Source organism: Streptomyces sp. NPDC043854, assembly GCF_056436005.1.
Genome location: NZ_JBWKDK010000003.1, coordinates 214,299 through 231,295 on the forward strand (window position 1 = coordinate 214,299; position 16,997 = coordinate 231,295).

At 72.9% G+C, this 16,997-nt stretch carries 15 protein-coding genes; 12 read left to right on the forward strand and 3 right to left on the reverse strand.

Annotated elements, in window-relative coordinates; translation table 11 throughout:
• Nucleotides 1-46: 46 nt before the first annotated feature.
• Genes AC068A_RS04660 through AC068A_RS04670 form a run of 3 tightly spaced genes read left to right on the forward strand, consistent with a single transcriptional unit; the run spans nt 47 to nt 4,434 of the window.
• Nucleotides 47-2,932, forward strand: coding sequence for an FAD-binding and (Fe-S)-binding domain-containing protein (locus AC068A_RS04660; RefSeq protein WP_478580660.1), 2,886 nt, complete (start codon nt 47-49; stop codon nt 2,930-2,932).
• Nucleotides 2,920-3,678 (forward strand): fumarylacetoacetate hydrolase family protein, encoded by a 759-nt coding sequence (locus AC068A_RS04665; protein WP_478580663.1) that lies wholly within the window; start codon nt 2,920-2,922, stop codon nt 3,676-3,678. The genes AC068A_RS04660 and AC068A_RS04665 overlap by 13 nt, the downstream gene beginning before the upstream one ends.
• 33 nt (nt 3,679-3,711) lie before the next feature.
• The gene (locus tag AC068A_RS04670; RefSeq protein ID WP_478580665.1) at nt 3,712-4,434 is read left to right on the forward strand and encodes a sulfite exporter TauE/SafE family protein; all 723 of its coding nucleotides are present in this window, start codon (nt 3,712-3,714) and stop codon (nt 4,432-4,434) included.
• Nucleotides 4,435-4,524: 90 nt separating this feature from the next.
• On the opposite strand, the gene AC068A_RS04675 is transcribed toward AC068A_RS04670, so the two are convergent.
• The gene (locus AC068A_RS04675) at nt 4,525-5,529 is read right to left on the reverse strand and encodes an SMP-30/gluconolactonase/LRE family protein (RefSeq protein WP_478580668.1); all 1,005 of its coding nucleotides are present in this window, start codon (nt 5,527-5,529) and stop codon (nt 4,525-4,527) included.
• A gap of 95 nt (nt 5,530-5,624) precedes the next feature.
• On the opposite strand from AC068A_RS04675, the gene AC068A_RS04680 reads away from it, so the two are divergent.
• From AC068A_RS04680 to AC068A_RS04695, 4 genes are all read left to right on the forward strand, one after another.
• Nucleotides 5,625-6,062, forward strand: a complete 438-nt coding sequence (locus AC068A_RS04680; RefSeq protein WP_478580670.1) for a MarR family winged helix-turn-helix transcriptional regulator — start codon at nt 5,625-5,627, stop codon at nt 6,060-6,062.
• Between the two features lie 152 nt (nt 6,063-6,214).
• Nucleotides 6,215-7,498, forward strand: coding sequence for an alpha/beta hydrolase (locus AC068A_RS04685; RefSeq protein WP_478580673.1), 1,284 nt, complete (start codon nt 6,215-6,217; stop codon nt 7,496-7,498).
• A 173-nt stretch (nt 7,499-7,671) separates the two neighbouring features.
• A complete protein-coding gene (locus AC068A_RS04690; RefSeq protein ID WP_478580675.1) occupies nt 7,672-8,778 on the forward strand; it encodes an alpha/beta hydrolase in 1,107 nt (368 codons plus the stop codon).
• Nucleotides 8,779-8,786: 8 nt separating this feature from the next.
• Nucleotides 8,787-9,569: a trypsin-like serine peptidase gene (locus AC068A_RS04695; protein ID WP_478580678.1), complete on the forward strand. Its 783-nt coding sequence runs from the start codon at nt 8,787-8,789 to the stop codon at nt 9,567-9,569.
• Between the two features lie 105 nt (nt 9,570-9,674).
• Here the strand turns inward: AC068A_RS04695 and AC068A_RS04700 are convergent, their stop codons facing one another.
• Nucleotides 9,675-10,484: an isocitrate lyase/PEP mutase family protein gene (locus AC068A_RS04700; RefSeq protein WP_478580679.1), complete on the reverse strand. Its 810-nt coding sequence runs from the start codon at nt 10,482-10,484 to the stop codon at nt 9,675-9,677.
• A 168-nt stretch (nt 10,485-10,652) separates the two neighbouring features.
• Nucleotides 10,653-11,765, reverse strand: coding sequence for a pyridoxal-phosphate dependent enzyme (locus tag AC068A_RS04705; protein WP_478580682.1), 1,113 nt, complete (start codon nt 11,763-11,765; stop codon nt 10,653-10,655).
• A 253-nt stretch (nt 11,766-12,018) separates the two neighbouring features.
• Between AC068A_RS04705 and AC068A_RS04710 the strand changes: the two genes are divergently transcribed.
• The 5 genes from AC068A_RS04710 (at nt 12,019) to AC068A_RS04730 (ending at nt 16,909) form a co-directional block, all read left to right on the forward strand.
• On the forward strand, nt 12,019-13,587 hold the full coding sequence (locus AC068A_RS04710) for a S8 family peptidase (RefSeq protein ID WP_478580870.1): 1,569 nt from the start codon (nt 12,019-12,021) through the stop codon (nt 13,585-13,587).
• 162 nt (nt 13,588-13,749) lie between these two features.
• The gene (locus AC068A_RS04715; RefSeq protein WP_478580684.1) at nt 13,750-14,949 is read left to right on the forward strand and encodes a DUF4190 domain-containing protein; all 1,200 of its coding nucleotides are present in this window, start codon (nt 13,750-13,752) and stop codon (nt 14,947-14,949) included.
• 140 nt (nt 14,950-15,089) lie between these two features.
• Nucleotides 15,090-15,842 carry a GntR family transcriptional regulator gene (locus AC068A_RS04720; protein ID WP_478580686.1) on the forward strand — a complete coding sequence of 251 codons (753 nt, stop codon included), beginning with the start codon at nt 15,090-15,092 and terminating at the stop codon, nt 15,840-15,842.
• A gap of 431 nt (nt 15,843-16,273) precedes the next feature.
• Complete coding sequence (locus AC068A_RS04725) at nt 16,274-16,459, forward strand: SPOR domain-containing protein (RefSeq protein ID WP_478580688.1); 186 nt, start codon at nt 16,274-16,276, stop codon at nt 16,457-16,459.
• A gap of 30 nt (nt 16,460-16,489) precedes the next feature.
• Entirely contained in the window at nt 16,490-16,909 is a 420-nt protein-coding gene (locus tag AC068A_RS04730) for a (deoxy)nucleoside triphosphate pyrophosphohydrolase (protein ID WP_478580691.1), read from the forward strand.
• The last annotated feature ends 88 nt before the right edge of the window (nt 16,910-16,997 follow it).

Below are 16,997 nucleotides of genomic sequence, written 5' to 3' on the forward strand. Positions count from 1 at the left end.
ACCGCGCCTCGACCGCCGCCCCACCCGCCCACCCGGGAAAGACTCCATGAACGACTTCACCAGGCACCTGCAGTCACGCCTGCCCGCCGCCCGCACGGACGTGCGGACCCGAACCGCCTACACGTCCGACGCCTCGATCTACCGCGTCATGCCGGCCGCGGTGTTGGAGCCCCGGGACGCGGAGGACGCTGCCATCGCCGTGGGCATCGCCACCGAACACGGCGTCGGCATCACCTGCCGGGGCGGCGGCACCTCCATCGCCGGCAACTCCATCGGCACGGGGCTGATCCTCGACTTCTCCCGGTACATGAACCGCATCGAGGACCTCGACCCGGAGGCCGGCACCGCCACCGTCCAGCCCGGCGTCGTCCTCGGCAGCCTGCGGGACCGGGCCGCCGCACACGGCCTCACCGTCGGCCCCGACCCCTCGACGTACTCCCGCTGCACCATCGGCGGAATGATCGGCAACCATGCCTGCGGCGCCCACTCGGTGGCCTGGGGCACGACCGCCGACATCACCGAGCAGGTGGACCTGCTGCTCGCCGACGGCCGCCGGATCCGCGCCGGCCAGGGCTCCAGCGGTGACGCGGACATCGACCGCCGGCTGAAGCAGCTGAGGGACCGCCACCTCGCGCCGCTGCGCACCGAACTCGGCCGATTCGGCCGACAGGTGTCGGGGTACGGGCTGAACGCCCTGCTGCCCGAGAAGGGCTTCCACGTCGCCCGCTCGCTGGTGGGCACCGAGGGCACCTGTGGCGTCCTGCTCGGCGCCAAGGTCAGGCTCACCCCGATCCCGGCCGCCCGGGTGCTTCTCGTACTCGGCTTCCCCGACGTCTACGCGGCCGCCGACTGCGCGCCCTCGCTGGCGAAGGCCGGCGCGCTGACCGTGGAGGGTCTGGACGCTCCGCTGGTCGAGGCGCTGCGCTCGCGCGGCGGCCGCGCTCCGGGCATCGACCTGCTGCCGCGCGGCGAGGCCTGGCTGTACTGCGAGATCGAGGGCACCGACGAGGCCGACGCGATCGCCAACGCCGAGCGCCTGGCCCGGGAGACCGACGCCACCAGCTTCATCACGGCCGACGCCGAGCAGACGGCCGCGATCTGGTCCATCCGCCGCAACGGCGCGGGCATCGCCACCCGGATGGCCGACGGACGGCAGGCCTGGCCCGGCTGGGAGGACTCCGCCGTCCCGCCGGAGCGGCTGTCGGGATACCTGCGGGACCTGCACGCCCTCATGGCCGAACACCGGCGGACCGGAACCATCACAGGGCACTTCGGCGAGGGCTGCCTGCACGTCCGGATCGACTGGGAACTGGACACCGAGCAGGGCATCGCCGGCTACCGGGAGTTCATCACGGCCGCCGGTGACCTCGTGGTCGAGCACGGCGGCTGCGCCTCCGGTGAGCACGGCGACGGCCGCGCCCGGTCCGAGCTCCTGGCCCGTACGTACTCGCCCGAACTCATCGGCGCGTTCGCCGCGTTCAAGAACATCTGGGATCCGGGCAACCTGCTCAACCCGGGCATCATCGTGGACCCGGCCCCGTTCGACGCGGACATCCGCCCCGGCCCGGGCCGCAACCGCAACGAGCTGCCCCTGATCCAGCGCTTCGGTGCCGACCAGGGATCGCTCACCAACGCGGTGCACCGCTGCACGGGCGTCGGCACCTGCCGCAACGACACCGGCCACATGTGTCCCTCGTACCAGGTCACCCGCGACGAGGTGCACTCCACCCGGGGGCGCGCCCGGGTGCTGAGCGAGATGCTGCGCGGCGAGACGATCACCGACGGCTACCGCTCCACCGAGGTCCGGGACGCACTCGACCTGTGCTTCTCCTGCAAGGCGTGCAAGAGCGACTGCTCGGTCAATGTCGACATGGCCGCGTACAAGTCGGAGTTCCTGCACCGGCACTACGAGGGGCGGCTGAGACCGCGCGCCCACTACACCCTGGGCTGGCTGCCGCTGCTGGCCCGGCTGGCGTCGGTGGCCCCCCGTACGCTCAACCGGCTGACGCGGCGCGCGCCGCTCGCGGCCAGGCTGAGTTCCCTGGCCGGGCTGGAGACGCGCAGGCCGCTGGTGCAACTGCCCGCGCAGACCTTCCGGCAGTGGTTCCACTACCGCAAGCCGGTCCCCGCCGGCGCGGAGGCCGGTGCGAGTGCGCGTGTTCCTGCGGGCCGATCCGGCACCGTCGTCCTGTGGCCGGACACCTTCAGCAACCTCCTCGACCCCCGGGGAGCCCAGGCCGCCACCCGGGTCCTGGAAGCCCTCGGGTACGAGGTGGTCCTGCCCGACGGCCCGGTCTGCTGCGGCCTGACCTGGCACTCCACGGGCCAGCTGGGGACCGCCCGGGCGGTGCTCGGCCGCTCGGTGGGCGCCCTGCGCAAGCACTTGGAAGCCGGCCGCGTCATCGTCGGCCTGGAGCCCTCCTGCACCCAGACCCTGCGCGAGGAGGCGGCCGAACTGCTGCCGGACTCACCGGTCGTGCGCCGGTTGTCCCAGCAGGTGCGCACCCTCGCCGAAGTGGTCGCGGACCACCAGGGCCCCTGGCCGTTCGGGAAGCTCGACCAGGACGCCGTGATGCAGCCGCACTGCCACCAGGAGGCCGGCCACGGCCACGGTCCGGAGACCGAGGTGCTGCGCCGGCTCGGCGTCACCACGGACGTGATTTCCGCGGGCTGCTGCGGCATGGCCGGCAACTTCGGCTACGAGCCGGGCCACTGGGACGTCTCCCAGGGCGCGGCCGAGCGGGAGCTCTACCCGAAGCTGCGGGCCGCCGGGCCGGACACCGCCGTGGTGGCCGACGGGTTCTCCTGCCGGACGCAGATTTCCCAGGAGGGCTCGCGCCGTCCCGAACACCTGGCGGAGCTGCTGCTGCGCGCCCTGCCCGGAAACACCCCCGCCAAGAGCGAGAACGGAAGCGGTACATGCGCATCGTAAGGTTTGAGAAGGCGGGCACGATCCGCTACGGGCTCCTCGCCGACGACGAGGTCGTCCCGCTCATCAACGGCCCCTTCGGCCCCCTGGACGTGCCCTCGGACGCGCCCCGATTCCCCCTCGGGGAGGTGCGGCTGCTCGCTCCCGTCGAACCGGGGAAGGTCCTCGCCATCGGCCGGAACTACGCCGAGCACGCCGCGGAACTCGGCAACGAGGTGCCCGAGGAGCCGCTCGTCTTCCTCATGCCGGGCAGCGCCGTCATCGGCCCCGGCGAGGCCATCGTCAAGCCGTCCTACACGGACGACCTCCACCACGAGGCCGAGCTCGCCGCGGTGATCGGCCGGACCTGCCGTGACCTGACGCCGGAACAGGTGCCCGCACACGTCCTCGGCTACACCTGCGCCAACGACGTCACCGCCCGCGACCTCCAAGGTCCGGACCGGCAGTGGTGGCGTGCCAAGGGATCGGACACCTTCTGTCCCATCGGCCCCTGGGTGGAGACCGAACTCGACGTCAGGGCGATCGGGGTACGGGCCACCGTGAACGGAGAAGTCCGGCAGGACGGCAACAGCTCCCGCATGGTGCACTCCGTCGACCGCCTGATCAGCCACATCAGTTCGGCCATGACCCTGCACCCTGGTGACGTGATACTCACCGGCACCCCGGCGGGTGTCGGACCGCTGCGGCGCGGCGATCGGGTCACGGTTTCCGTCGAAGGGATCGGCGAGCTCACCAACCACGTCGTCTGAACCGCGCCGCCCAACCTGGAGACCCGTTTCCCCATGATGATCCTCTTCGGCGCCTTCCTGGTGCTGGCCGTCGCCTCCGTCGTACGCACCACAGCGGGATTCGGCTTCTCCCTGGTGGCCGTCCCGCCCCTGGCGCTGCTCATCGACCCGGCGAGCGCGGTGGTCGTGGCCGGCATCATGGCCGCCCCGCTCAGCCTGTGGATCGCCGTCCGTGACTGGCGTCATGTCGACCGCCGCCTGATGACGGCCACCCTGCTGTCCGGGCTGGCCGGTGTGCCGTTCGGAGTGTGGCTGCTGGCCACGCTCTCCTCGCAGGTGCTGCTGTTCATCATCACGGCGGTGGTCCTGCTGGGCACGTTCATCGTGTGGCGGAAGATCACGCTGGGCGGCGGCCTGGGCGCGGTGATGGCCGTGGGGATGTTTTCCGGAGCCTCCTTCGCCGCCACCGGCATCGACGGCCCGCCGATGGTCGCCGCGTTCCAGAGCATGCAGCTGGAGCCCAGGGTCCAGCGCGCCACACTGGGTGTGGTGTTCTCCGGCACCAGCCTGGCCGCGCTGGCCGGGTTCGGGATCAGCGGCCAGCTCACCGCGACCGTCGGGCAGATGCTCCTCGTCGGGGTGCCGGCCCTGCTCATCGGGATATTCGTCGGCGAGAAGGTCTTCCACCGCCTGAACGCCGAGCGTTTCCGCCGGGTCGTCCTCGGCCTGCTGGTCGTCAGCTCGCTGTCGGTGCTCCTGCGCGTGGCCACCGCCTGACGCCCCGCCGCCCCCCGTTCCTCCCCTGCCGCTCATGCGGGCGCCAGGCCCCGGCCGGCGGGGGCCCCGGCCGTCCGGTTCCGTCCTCGGTCACAGGCCGCGGACGGCGGCGATCGTGAAGGCCGTCGGGGTGCCGGGGCCGGCCGGGCCGCCCTTGTCGAACTGGGAGCGGACCACCAGCGTCCGCCCCGCCGTATGGGCCAGCGTCGTCGGGATCTGGAGGGACGGGTCCGTGATCGTGCGGACCAGGCGGGCCCGGGTGCCGTCCGGGGTCAGGCGCCACCGGGTCAGGGTGTTGGTGGCGTTGTGGGCCACCCGCAGGCTGCCGTCGGCGGCGAGGTCCAGGCCGTCGGCGTGGGTGAGGTCGCCGCCCTGGAGCGTGACGCGCGACAGCGCGCCCGTGCGCAGGTCGATGCGGTGGAGGTCGCCCGCGACCATGTCCACGGTGAGCAGGTACCGGCCCGCCCGGTCCGAGGTGATGCCGTTGAGGCTGAAGGTGCGCCCGGGGACCGGGGTGAGCCGGCTGCTCAGGTCGTACGCGGGCACGAGCGTCCCGGAGCCCGCGGCCGGCAGGTCCGGGGTGACGCGGTAGACGACCGCGCGGACGCTGTCCGTCAGGTACGCCGTGCCGTCCGGGGTGATGGTCAGGTCGTTGACGAAGCGGGGGCCGGCCCCGGGGACCTCGAAGCGGGCCAGGCGTGCGCCGGTGGCGGTGTCGTACACGGTGACCCCGGCCGTGGAGTCGGTCACCCACAGGCGGCCCCGGTCGTCGACGCGCAGGCCGTTCGCCGTGCGGCGGCCGTCGGTCCCGGAGGGCAGGAACACCTCGGCGCTCGCCCGGCCGGGCAGGGCCCGGTAGACGGTGCCGTCCGCGTACGAGCCGACGTACACCGCGCGGGTGCGGGGGTCGGTGGCGATGCCCTCCGGGTAGACCTTCTCGCCCGGGAGGGTGAAGGCCGTGGAGATCCGGCCGTGCGATTCCGTCGCCGTCCCTGCCGCCTGCGCTGCCGGTGCGGTCGTCAGGGCGAATGCCGCCGTCAGGGTCGTCAGGGTCGTCAGCGCGAGGGCGGCGGCGGGCAGGGGCTTCTTCGGCACGTTGTCGTCTTCTCTCTGAGTTAGGGATCTCAGTACAAGGTGAATGTGAATGTAGGTTAGAGCTCTAACAATGGCAAGGGGGCTAGTATTTGGTAATGACCTCCATGCCCCCCGAGGAGCGGATCGGCTCGCACGTCAAGCGCGCCGAGCAGGCGCTCCTCGCGGCGAAGAACGCAGCGCTCAAGCCCTCCGCGGTGACGGTTCCGCAGTACGCGGCCCTGCTCTGGCTCGCCGAGAAGCCGGGCATCTCCGCCGCCGCGCTGGCCCGCCTGTGCGGGGTGACGCCCCCGACCATGACCACCGTCCTGAAGAACCTCCAGGAGCGCGGGCTCATCGAACGCTCCCCGCACGAGTGGCACCGCAACGTCCTGGAGACCCGCCTCACGCCGGAGGGGCGGGCCGTCATGGAGCACGCGGACGCCGCCGCCGTGGCCGTGGAGCGGTCGCTCGCCGCCGAGTTCTCCGAGGAGGAGCGGGAACTGCTGGTCCGGCTGCTGGGGCGGTGCGTGCAGGTGCTCGACGCCCAGAGGTGATCTCCGTCCGACCGGTTCCCACAGGCCGATATCCGGCCCGTCTTTTTGCCGGTTCTTGGAACGGAACGGCGCATTCACACATCAGAAGCAAGGGGGATGCCCACAGCTTCTGTCCCGCTCGGGGGCAGCCATGACCGTTCGGAGCGAAGTCCGTGCACCAGTACCCACAGCGCCAGCGGCCCGACGACCAGCCGCACCCGCCGCACCCGCCGTACGAGGACCGGCCGCCGCGGCAGGCGCCGCAGGGGTACTCGCCGTACGCGGAGGAGCGCCCCTACGAGCCGCACCCGGCCGGGCCGCCCTGCCCGGATCCGAGCGCCCACATACGCCCGCGCCCCGGATACGGGGACGAGTCCGACTCCGAGCCGCCCCGCAGGCGCTCCCGCCGTGTGATGTGGATCAGCGCCACGCTGGCCCTGGTCCTGCTGCTGGGAGGCGGCGGCTTCGCCGCCTGGAAGCTGGAGTGGTTCTCCGGCAACGGCGAGACCGTGAGCTTCGGCAAGGACCAGGCATCCGGCAAGGGCTCCGGCGACGGCGCCCAGGGCGGTGCGCAGGCGGCCAAGCCCTCCGGCGACCCGGACGTGCAGATGCCGACCGGCCCGAAGGCCGAGTTCAAGCAGACCGCCAAGCTCGACGACGGCACGATCGTCGCCAAGACGACGCTGGTCGGCGCCAAGTCGGGCTTCACCGGCGACGTGTGGGTGTGGGCCCCGAAGCAGTACGACGACCCGAAGTACGCCAAGAGCGGCTTCCCGGTGCTCATCGCGCTCCCCGGCGGCGAGGGCTACCCGACCAACTACTGGGCCGACCGCAGCCTCGGCCTGCACAAGGCGATCAGCGAGGGCGTCCAGGCCGGCACCAGCCTGCCGTACGTCGTGATCATGCCGGTGCTCAACCCGGACGCCAAGTACTACTACGACGGCTCCGACATCCCCGGCCAGCCCAAGATGGGCACCTGGATGGCCGAGGACGTCCCGAACTTCGCCAAGGCCAACTTCCGTACGTACAAGTCCCGTGACGGCTGGGCCTTCATGGGCTCCTCCTCCGGCGCCTTCGTCGGCATGAAGACCGTCCTCCAGCACCCGGACAAGTTCAAGGCCGTCATCGCCAGCGGTGGCGAGATCGTCCCCGACTCCCCGCTGTGGAAGGGCCACCAGGCGGAGATGGACGCGAACAACCCCGAGAAGCTCGCCAAGAAGCTGATCGACGGCAACGGTCCGGAGGTCTACATCAACTTCCAGATCGGCACGAAGGAGAGCGGCAAGGAACGGATGGTCAAGTTCCAGCAGCAGTACGGGAAGGGTCCCGTCAAGACCACCATCCGCGACATCCAGAACGGCGAGCACAACGGCTGGCACTACGTCCGGGGCATGAAGGAAGGCTCCCTGGAGTGGATCAGCAAGGTGCTCAAGGCCCCCAAGCCCGAAGCGGGCTGACCCCCCGTCCGACCAGGGACGCAGCACGATGCCCGGGACGGGCGTGGCCCGCACCACGACCCGCCCGTCCCAGGCAACCCATCCGGTCGTTGAAGCCTCTGTAACGGGTGTAAGGGGGACCGATCGGTCCGACCCGCGCCCGTCCGGGCGCCGGAGAAGGAACGGGACAATTCGTGCAGCATGACCAGCTTCAGGGCGGCGGCCGCCTCGCGGCCGAGGAAGGCCCCGTGACCCCGGGCCGGCCTCGCCCCAAGCGCCGCCTGCGCAGGCTTCTGATCGTCGGCGGGCTCGCGCTCGCGCTGACCGCCGGAGGCGGAGCGGCGGCGTACAAGTTCGGCCTTTTCTCGGACATAGGGGATCCCATGTCCTTCGGCAAGGTCAAGGAATCGGCCGCAACCCAGGACATCCGGCCGGGGGTCAGCATGCCCACCGGGCCGAAGGCGGCTTTCGTCCGCACCAGCCGCCTGCCCGACGGCACCCAGATCGCCAAGACGACGCTGACCGGCGCGAAGTCCGGCTTCACCGGCGACGTGTGGGTGTGGGTGCCCAAGGAGTACGACGACCCGAAGTACGCCAAGAGCGCCTTCCCGGTCCTGATCTCCCTGCCCGGAGGCCGCGGCTACCCCAAGAACTACTGGGGCACGGGCCCCGGCCTGGGCCTCCAGCAGGCCGTGACCGACGGGGCGAAGGCGGGGACCAGCCTGCCCTTCATCCTCGTCATGCCGGTGATCAACGCCGACACCAAGCACCACTTCGACGGCTCGGACATCCCCGGACAGCCCAAGATGGGCACCTGGATGGCCGATGACATCCCGGCTTTCACCAAGGCCAATTTCCGCACCTTCACCTCCCGCGACGGGTGGGCCATCATGGGCTCCTCCTCGGGCGGCTTCGGCGCGTTCAAGCACGTCCTGAAGCACCCCGACCGCTTCAAGGCGGCCATCGCGAGCGGCGTCGACATCGTCCCCGACTCCCCGCTGTGGAACGGGAACAAGCAGGCCATGGACGCGAACAACCCCGAGAAGCTCGCCGAGAAGCTGATCAAGGCGGGCGGCCCGGAGGTCTACATCAACTTCCAGATCGGCACCGCGGAGAGCGGCCGCGACAAGGCCGAGAAGTTCATGAAGGAGTACGGCAGGGGCCCCGTGCACACCCGGCTGCAGGTGATCCAGGATGGTGAGCACAACGGAAAGTCGTATGTTCGCGGCATGAGGGAGGGCTCCCTGGAGTGGATCAGCAAGGTGATGTTGGCACCGACCCCCGATCCCGCCGTGCGCTGAACGCGGTCGTGAAGGGGGCCTCCGCGGCGGCCGCCGCCGGTGTGGCGGCCGTCCTCGCCGTCGGCTTCGTCAAGGCGACGGACGAGGACGCGGGCGCCGTGCACCCCTTCCCGGGCGTCGGCGTGCTCACGGCGAACGGGGAGCACTGGTGCACGGCGAGCGTCGTCGACAGCCCCAAGGGCACCGTCGTCGCGACCGCCGCGCACTGCGTGGCCCCGGCCGGCGAGAACGGCGAGCCCGGCGAGGTCGCCCACGACGGCCGGGAGATCGGCGAGCTGTCCTTCGCCCCCGCCTTCTCGGGAGAGGGCGCGGGCAGGCAGCCGCTCGGCGCGTGGAAGGTCCGCGCGGTCCACGTGGACGAGCGGTGGACGAAGTGGGGCGAGGGCACCGCCGACTACGCGTTCCTCAGCATCGAGCCGGACGAGGACGGCATGACCGTCCAGCAGGCGGTCGGCGCCGGCGAGGCCCCGGCGCCCGAGTGGACCTCCGGCTACGAGCGGGACGTGACGGTGGTCGGCTACCCCGAATCCGGCCGCAACCCGCAGAACAAACCCGTCTCCTGCACCACGCAGACCACCCACGACGAGGACGACCCGGCCATGCTGTACATCAGCTGCGCCGGGTTCTGGACGGGCACCAGCGGCAGCCCCTTCATCGCCGACCGGGGCGGACCGGGCAGCCCCGGCCGGCTGATCGGCGTGCTGAGCGGCGGGGACACGGACGTGGACTCCACGGCCGCGCTGTTCGACGAGCGGGCCAGGGCCCTGTACGAGCAGGCGGCCGCGGACTGACGGGCGGACGCCCGGGCCCGCGGGGACCGGCTGCGGGGACCGGCCACAGGGATTCGCCGCTGGGGTCGGGTGCGGGGATCGGCCCGCAGCGGTCGGTTGCCGCGTTCAGTCCTTCAGGAGGCCGTTCAGCTCCCCGTACGCGAGGGCGTCGGTGACCGCGGTGTACGTGCCGTCCGCGAGGAGCTCCTCGGCAGCGCGGCGCACCACGCCGTACGCGGCCTCCGCGACCCAGGACCCGAGGCTGACGCGGGCCACGCCCAGCTTGCCGAACTCGGCCACGGACGGGGCGCCGGGCCGGGCCAGGACGTTCAGCGGGGCCCCGATGCCGCGGGCGAGCTCGGCGACCACGGCCGGGTCGGTGACCCCGGGCACGAAGATGCCCGAGGCGCCCGCCCGCAGGTAGGCGGCGGCCCGGGACAGGGTCTCGTCGAGCCGGCCCGCCGGGTCGCCGAGGCCGAAGAGGTACGTGTCGATCCGCGCGTTGACGTACAGCGGGACCCCGGCGGCGTCGGCCGCGGCGCGGGCAGCGGCCAGGCGCTCCGCGTGGTCGGCGGGCTCGCGGGTGCCGTCCTCGATGTTGATGCCGACCGCGCCGGCGGCGACGACCCCGGCGACGGTCTCCCCGACCCCGGCCGGGTCGGCGCCGAAGCCGCCCTCGACGTCGGCGGTGACAGGGACGGAGACGGCGCCGGCCACACGGGCGACGAGGTCGAGCGCGCGGTCCCGGGCCAGGGAGTCCCCGTCGGGGGCGCCGAGGGACCAGGCGACCCCGGCACTGGTGGTGGCGACGGCCGGGGCGCCGGCGGCCTCGACGAGTCGGGCGCTCACCACGTCCCAGGCGTTGGCCAGGGCGAGCGGGGCGGCGGGGGTGTGCAGGGCGGCGAAGCGGCGCGCAAGGTCAACACGGTTGGTCATGGGGCCAGTCCAGCAGACGGCCCCGGCCCCTGACCGGCGATTTTGCGACATCTACGTCCGCCGCTCCCGGAACCGAATCCTCCGCACCGCCGGGCCGCGGCATCCTCCGGCCCCGCGTTGCCCGGCCTCCGCACCGTCCGGCCGCCGCGCCGCCCGCGCGGCCCGGGCTCAGGGAGCCAGGCCCGCCTTCAGGCCCGTACCGCACAGCGGGACCACCGCCGTGCGGCCGCCCAGGGGGTCCGACGGGGCCGACGGGCCCACCGCCGCCCAGCAGGCCGCCGCCGTCGGCTCCACGAAGAGCCCCCGCCCGGCCAGGTCGCGCTGCGCGGCGCGCAGGGCCTCCTCGGACACGGTCAGGAAGGTGCCGCCGGACTTGCGGACCGCCGCCAGGATCTGCCGGGCCCGCGGCGGGGCCGGGATCGCGATCCCCTCGGCCAGCGTGGGCCGCTGCTCCACCGCTTCCGCGTCCTCCGCGCCGGCCTCGAACGCCGCGGCCAGCGGGGACACGGCCGCCGCCTGCACCGCGATCAGCGCCGGCGGGCGCACCCCGCGCCGGGCCAGCTCCTCCACCGCCAGCGCCGCGCCCAGCAGCAGGGTGCCGTTGCCGACGGGGACGACGAGGGCCTGGGGCAGCCGTCCGCCGAGCCCCTCCCACACCTCGTACACGTACGTCTTGGTGCCGTGCAGGAAGTACGGGTTGAAGACGTGGCTCGCGTAGAAGACGCCGGGGCGCTCGGCCTCGGCGCGCGCCGCCTCGGCGGTGGCCTCCCGGCCGCCCGGGACGACGCGTACGGCGGCGCCGTGGGCCCGCATCTGCTCGGTCTTCTTCGCCGAGGTGCCCTCGGGCACGAAAATTTCACAACTCAGCCCGGCGCGTGCGCAGTACGCGGCCACGGCCGTTCCCGCGTTGCCGCTGCTGTCCGCGATCACCCGCTCCGGGCCCAGCCGCCGGGCCAGTTCCACGAGCATCACCGCGCCCCGGTCCTTGAACGAACCCGTCGGCATCAGGAAGTCGAGCTTGGCGTGAATCCGCTCCGTGAGCGGGACCAGCGGAGTGTTCCCCTCCGAGAGGGTGACGGAGAAAGCGCCCGGCAGCGGCAGTGCGGAGCCGTACCGCCAGAGCGAGTTGGGTCCGGCGGAGGGGCTGAGCTCGGTGGCCGGATCCGGTGTGAAATCGAGGTCCCACGGGCCGCCGCAGACGGGGCAGCACCAGGGCGCCGTCCGGGCATCCGCGCGCGTGCCGTCGTCGGGGCAGACGTATCCGGGGATTGCGTGCGTCATGTGCGGAGCACCCTTGCTCATTCATGGCCGTCGTATGGCACGGATGTTACGCGTTCGCCTTCCCCTTGTGGGATGCGGCGAGGCTGCGCCAACCTTTCGGAGGCGGCAGCGCGGCAGCCTCTCCGCGAATTGTCATGGTCATGTCTATGTGCCCATCCGTCATGGGCACGGCCCGGCCCCACCCCGCGTGACGCCTGCGCTCCTGCCCGATCCCCGAAGCGCACCACCGACGAGGAGGACCCCCCACATGTCCATGCGTCACACCCGCCGGAAGGCCGCCGGGCTCAGCGCGGCCGCCGCCCTGGCCCTCGTGCTCGGCGCGGCCGCCGCGCTCCCCGCCTCCGCGGCCGACAGCGGCGCGCAGGGCGTCATCGAGAACGCCGGCGCCCCCGGCTCCGTGGCCGGCAGCTACATCGTGACCCTGAAGGACTCCACCCGTTCGACCGAGGCCGGCGGCAAGGCCGTGGCCGAGAAGTACGGCGCCCGGATCGACCGCACCTACAGCGCCGCCCTCAACGGCTACTCCGTCGAGGTCTCCGATGCACAGGCCAGAAAGCTCGCCGCGGACCCGGCCGTCAAGTCCGTGGTGCAGAACCGCGTCTTCACGGTCGACGCCGCCCAGGGCACCCAGCCCAGCCCGCCGTCCTGGGGCCTGGACCGCATCGACCAGCGCGCGCTGCCGCTGAACAGCAGCTACACGTACCCCGACAAGGCCGGCGAGGGCGTGACCGCGTACATCATCGACACCGGCGTGCGCATCACCCACACCGACTTCGGCGGCCGCGCCTCCTACGGCTACGACGCCATCGACAACGACAACACCGCCCAGGACGGCCACGGCCACGGCACGCACGTCGCCGGCACCGTCGCCGGCACGAGCTACGGCGTCGCCAAGAAGGCGAAGATCGTCGCCGTCCGCGTCCTGGACAACAACGGCTCCGGTACGACGGCCCAGGTCGTCGCCGGCATCGACTGGGTGACCCGGAACGCGGTCAAGCCGGCCGTGGCCAACATGTCCCTCGGCGGCGGGGCCGACTCCGCGCTCGACACGGCCGTCCGCAACTCCATAGCCTCCGGCGTCACGTACGCGGTCGCGGCGGGCAACGAGTCCACCAACGCCGGCACCAAGTCCCCGGCCCGCGTCGCCGAGGCCATCACGGTCGGCTCGACCACCAGCAGCGACGCGAAGTCCGGCTTCTCCAACTACGGCACCATCCTCGACCTCTTCGCCCCCGGCTCCTCCATCACCTCCGCCTGGGGCACCGGCGACACCGCCACCAACACCATCTCCGGCACCTCGATGGCCACGCCGCACGTCGCCGGCGCGGCCGCCCTGCACCTCTCGCAGAACCCGTCGAACACCCCGGCCCAGGTCGCCTCGGCCCTGGTGGCCGCGGCCACCCCGAACGTGGTGACCAGCCCCGGCACCGGCTCCCCGAACCGCCTGCTGTTCGTCGGCGGCGGCACCACCCCGCCGGGCGGGCCGCGCTTCGAGAACACCGCCGACTACGCCATCAACGACAACTCGACCGTCGAGTCCCCGCTGACCGTCAGCGGAGTCTCCGGCAACGCCCCGGCCACGCTGGGCGTCTCGGTCGACATCAAGCACACGTACATCGGTGACCTGAAGGTCGACCTCGTCGCCCCCGACGGCTCCGTCTACACCCTGCACAACCGCGGTGGCGGCAGCGCCGACAACATCCTCCAGACCTACTCCGTCAACGCCTCCTCGGAGGCCGCGGGCGGCGTCTGGAAGCTGCGGGTGAACGACAACGCCGACATCGACACCGGCAAGATCGACGCGTGGGCGCTGCAGTTCTGAGCCAGGGCCCCGGACGCCGGTCCTGACGTCCGGTCCTGATGTCCGGTCCTGACATCAGTCCGGTGTACCGGAACCGGCGGGGGCGACCGATACCACGGTCGCCCCCGCTGTGTACTGTTTCGCGCATTCGTTCGCGACACCCTGCGATGGAGTCCGCACCCCGTGAGCACCCAGCCGCCGCCCCACTGGCCGGCTCCGTCCCCCCGGCAGGAGTACGGGGAACCGGCACTCAACGGTTTCGCGCTGGCGTCGCTGCTGGTCGGGCTGCTGTGCCTGCCGCCGCTCGGCATCGTCTTCGGGATCGTGGCCCTCGTCCAGATCGCCGGGAAGGGGGAGCGGGGCAGGCCGCTGGCGATCACCGGCCTGGCGGTGTCGCTCGTGACGACCGTGCTGCTGTTCCTGGCCGTGGACCGGGCCGCCGAGCCGCTGTTCTCCCGCCTCGACGGAATCTCACCGTACGAGGAGGTCGCGGGGGAGGTCACCGACATCGACGAGCTGCGCGCGGGGGACTGCTTCAACGTCCCCGACGGGGACCTGCTCGACGAGGACCCGCTGTTCTACCGGGTCGCCTGCACGGAGGTGCACCACGGGGAGGTCACCTCCTCGACCCGCTTCGACCCGGCGCAGTTCCGCGGCGGCCGGCAGATGAAGCGGGCGGCCACGGAGGCCTGTTGGCGGGCCCAGGACGCCTACGCCATGGACTCCTGGGCCCTGCCGGCGTACGCGGAGCTGTTCTGGTTCGCGCCCCCGCGCGAGGGGGCGGGCGGCGGCGAGCGGCGGCTGTTGTGCGTGATCGGCACGGCCGGGGAGGAGCACCGCGGCAGCCTGCGCCGCGACGCCGGGATGCTGAAGCCGGACCAGGTGACCTTCCTGCACGCGATGAACGAGGCCGACCTGGCGCTGGGGCACGCGCCCGACGAGGACCTCGACGAGGCGCTGCCGGCGTACCGCGAGTGGGCCCGCGAGGTGGACCGGGCGCTGGCCGCGGAGTCCCGGGTGCTGGAGGAGGCGGCGGCGCGCCGGCCGGACCTGGCGGGGCCGGCGCGGGCGCAGCTGAAGGAGGTCGCGGCGGCGCGCCAGGCGTGGCAGCGGGCGGGCGCGGCGGTCCGGCCGGCCGACTTCCAGGACGCCTGGGACCGGGCGTCGGCCGCGCTGACGCCGGCCACGGAGAAGGCGCTGCGCGGGGCCTACGGCCTGTCGACGACGGTGCCGGAATGGCTGTCCGAGGACGGGGCGGACGGCGGGGCGGACGAGGCTCCGGGCAGCGGGTCCGGCGGCGCGACGGGAGGCGGATCCGGCGGGGGGACGGGCGGCGGGTCCGGCGGGCGGCCGGGTGCGAGGTCCCCGGCGGCGCCCGCCTGAGACCGTGGCGGGTAACGCGCGGTAACGGGGTTTGAGTGACCAGCCTTCATCACTTCGAGTGAAACCCTGGCCCTCGCTTGCGGCGCGCAACCGACCGTTGCGAGGGTGTGGCTGTCTGTCAACCTGATGGGAGGGCCTCAGTGGCTTTCGGTGAGCAGCCGGCCTATCTGCGCGTCGCCGGGGATCTGCGGCGGAAGATCGTCGATGGGTCCCTGCCCCCGCACGCCCGGCTCCCCTCGCAGGCCCGGATCCGCGAGGAGTACGGGGTCTCCGACACCGTGGCGCTGGAGGCGCGCAAGGTCCTCATGGCGGAAGGCCTGGTCGAGGGCCGCTCCGGCTCGGGCACGTACGTACGGGAGCAGCCGGTGCCGAGGCGGGTCGCCCGCTCGGGGTACCGCACGGGCGGGCCGTCGACGCCGTTCCGCCAGGAGCAGGCGGAGGCGAGCGCCCGCGGCACCTGGGAGTCCGGCAGCGAGCAGGCCGCCGCCCCCGCGGCGATCGCGCAGCGGCTCGGCATCGAGCCGGGCGAGCGCGTCATGCGGACGCGGTACGTCTTCCGCGACGCGGGCGAGGTGATGATGCTGTCCACCTCGTGGGAGCCGCTGGCCCTGACCGGCCGGACCCCGGTGATGCTGCCGGAGGAGGGGCCCCTGGGCGGCTCCGGGGTCGTCGACCGGATGGCCGCGATCGACGTCGTCGTCGACAACGTGGTGGAGGAGGTCGGGGCGCGGCCGGGCCTCGCCGAGGAGCTCGCGCTGCTGGGCGGCGTCCCCGGACATGTGGTGCTGGTGATCGGCCGGACCTACTTCGCCTCCGGCCGGGCCGTCGAGACCGCCGACGTGGTGGTCCCGGCGGACCGCTACCGCCTCGCCTACCACCTTCCCGTCCGGTAAACCTACCGGCGGGTTTCGGCGCGATCCCGACCGGCGCCGGTGGCTCCGGTTCGCTGCGGGCCTGCGTCGTTGCGCCGGGCCCTGCTGCGCGCCCCCTCGCCCGCGCCTGCGCCGCCGCGCTCCGCACGCCCCCCGCCGGGCCCCCTGCGCCGGGGCGCCCGCCGAGGGGCGGGGGCCGGGCACGGGCCTCCGGCCAGGGCCGGAGTGCCGGGGCGGCCCGGCCGGAGGGCGCGTACGGGAGTCCGCCCGCCCCGTGGTGCGCCGGGTCCGGACCGGCGTGCGCGGCTCACCCGTGCCCATGGCCGGATGCGTACGCCGCGGAGGTTCCTCTTCGTAAAAAACCGTATCCGCTCAGTAAAGGTCGGGCGTAAGCTCGGGCATATGCGCAACGGGGTTTCCCGGGCAGGTGGATCGGCGGAGGGTGAGACGCGATGAACGACAGCGGTGCCCTGCTCCCGTGGCTGGTCATACGTCAGGACGACAACGGCAACCGCTACCGGGTGGGCCGTTACCCCACCCGCGCCGAGGCGCAGAAGGTGGTCGACAGCCTCGACGACCGCGGACACAAGCAGCTCTACTGGGTCGAGCGGATCGGCCGGACCACCACGACGAACTGAGCATCGCGGCATTGGCATAGGCTCCGCCCCATGACGGAACGTGTGGTCGTGGGCGGAGCCCTTTGCCATGAGGGCCGCCTGCTGGCCGCCCGGCGCAGCGCGCCCCCGGAGCTGGCCGGCCGCTGGGAGCTGCCCGGAGGCAAGGCCGAACCCGGCGAAACCGACCCCGAGGCGCTGGTCCGCGAACTGCGCGAGGAGCTCGGCGTGGAGACCGAGCCGGAGGAGCGCATCCCGGGGGAGTGGCCGCTGAAGCCCGGACTCGTCCTGCACGTGTGGACCGCACGCCTCCTCTCCGGAGAGCCCGCCCCCCTGGAGGACCACGACGAGCTGCGCTGGCTCGGAGCCGGGGAACTGGACTCGGTGGACTGGCTCGACCAGGACCGGCCCGCGGTGGCCGAGGTCGGGCGCCGGCTGCGCGCCGCGCACACCGGGGCGCACCGGGGCGCATGAGGCCCGCGTTCCCGTCCGTCCGTGCCACAGTGCGCCGGTACCCGGGGGACGCGTGGTACGACGCCTCGAATATCGGGTATGTCGCTAT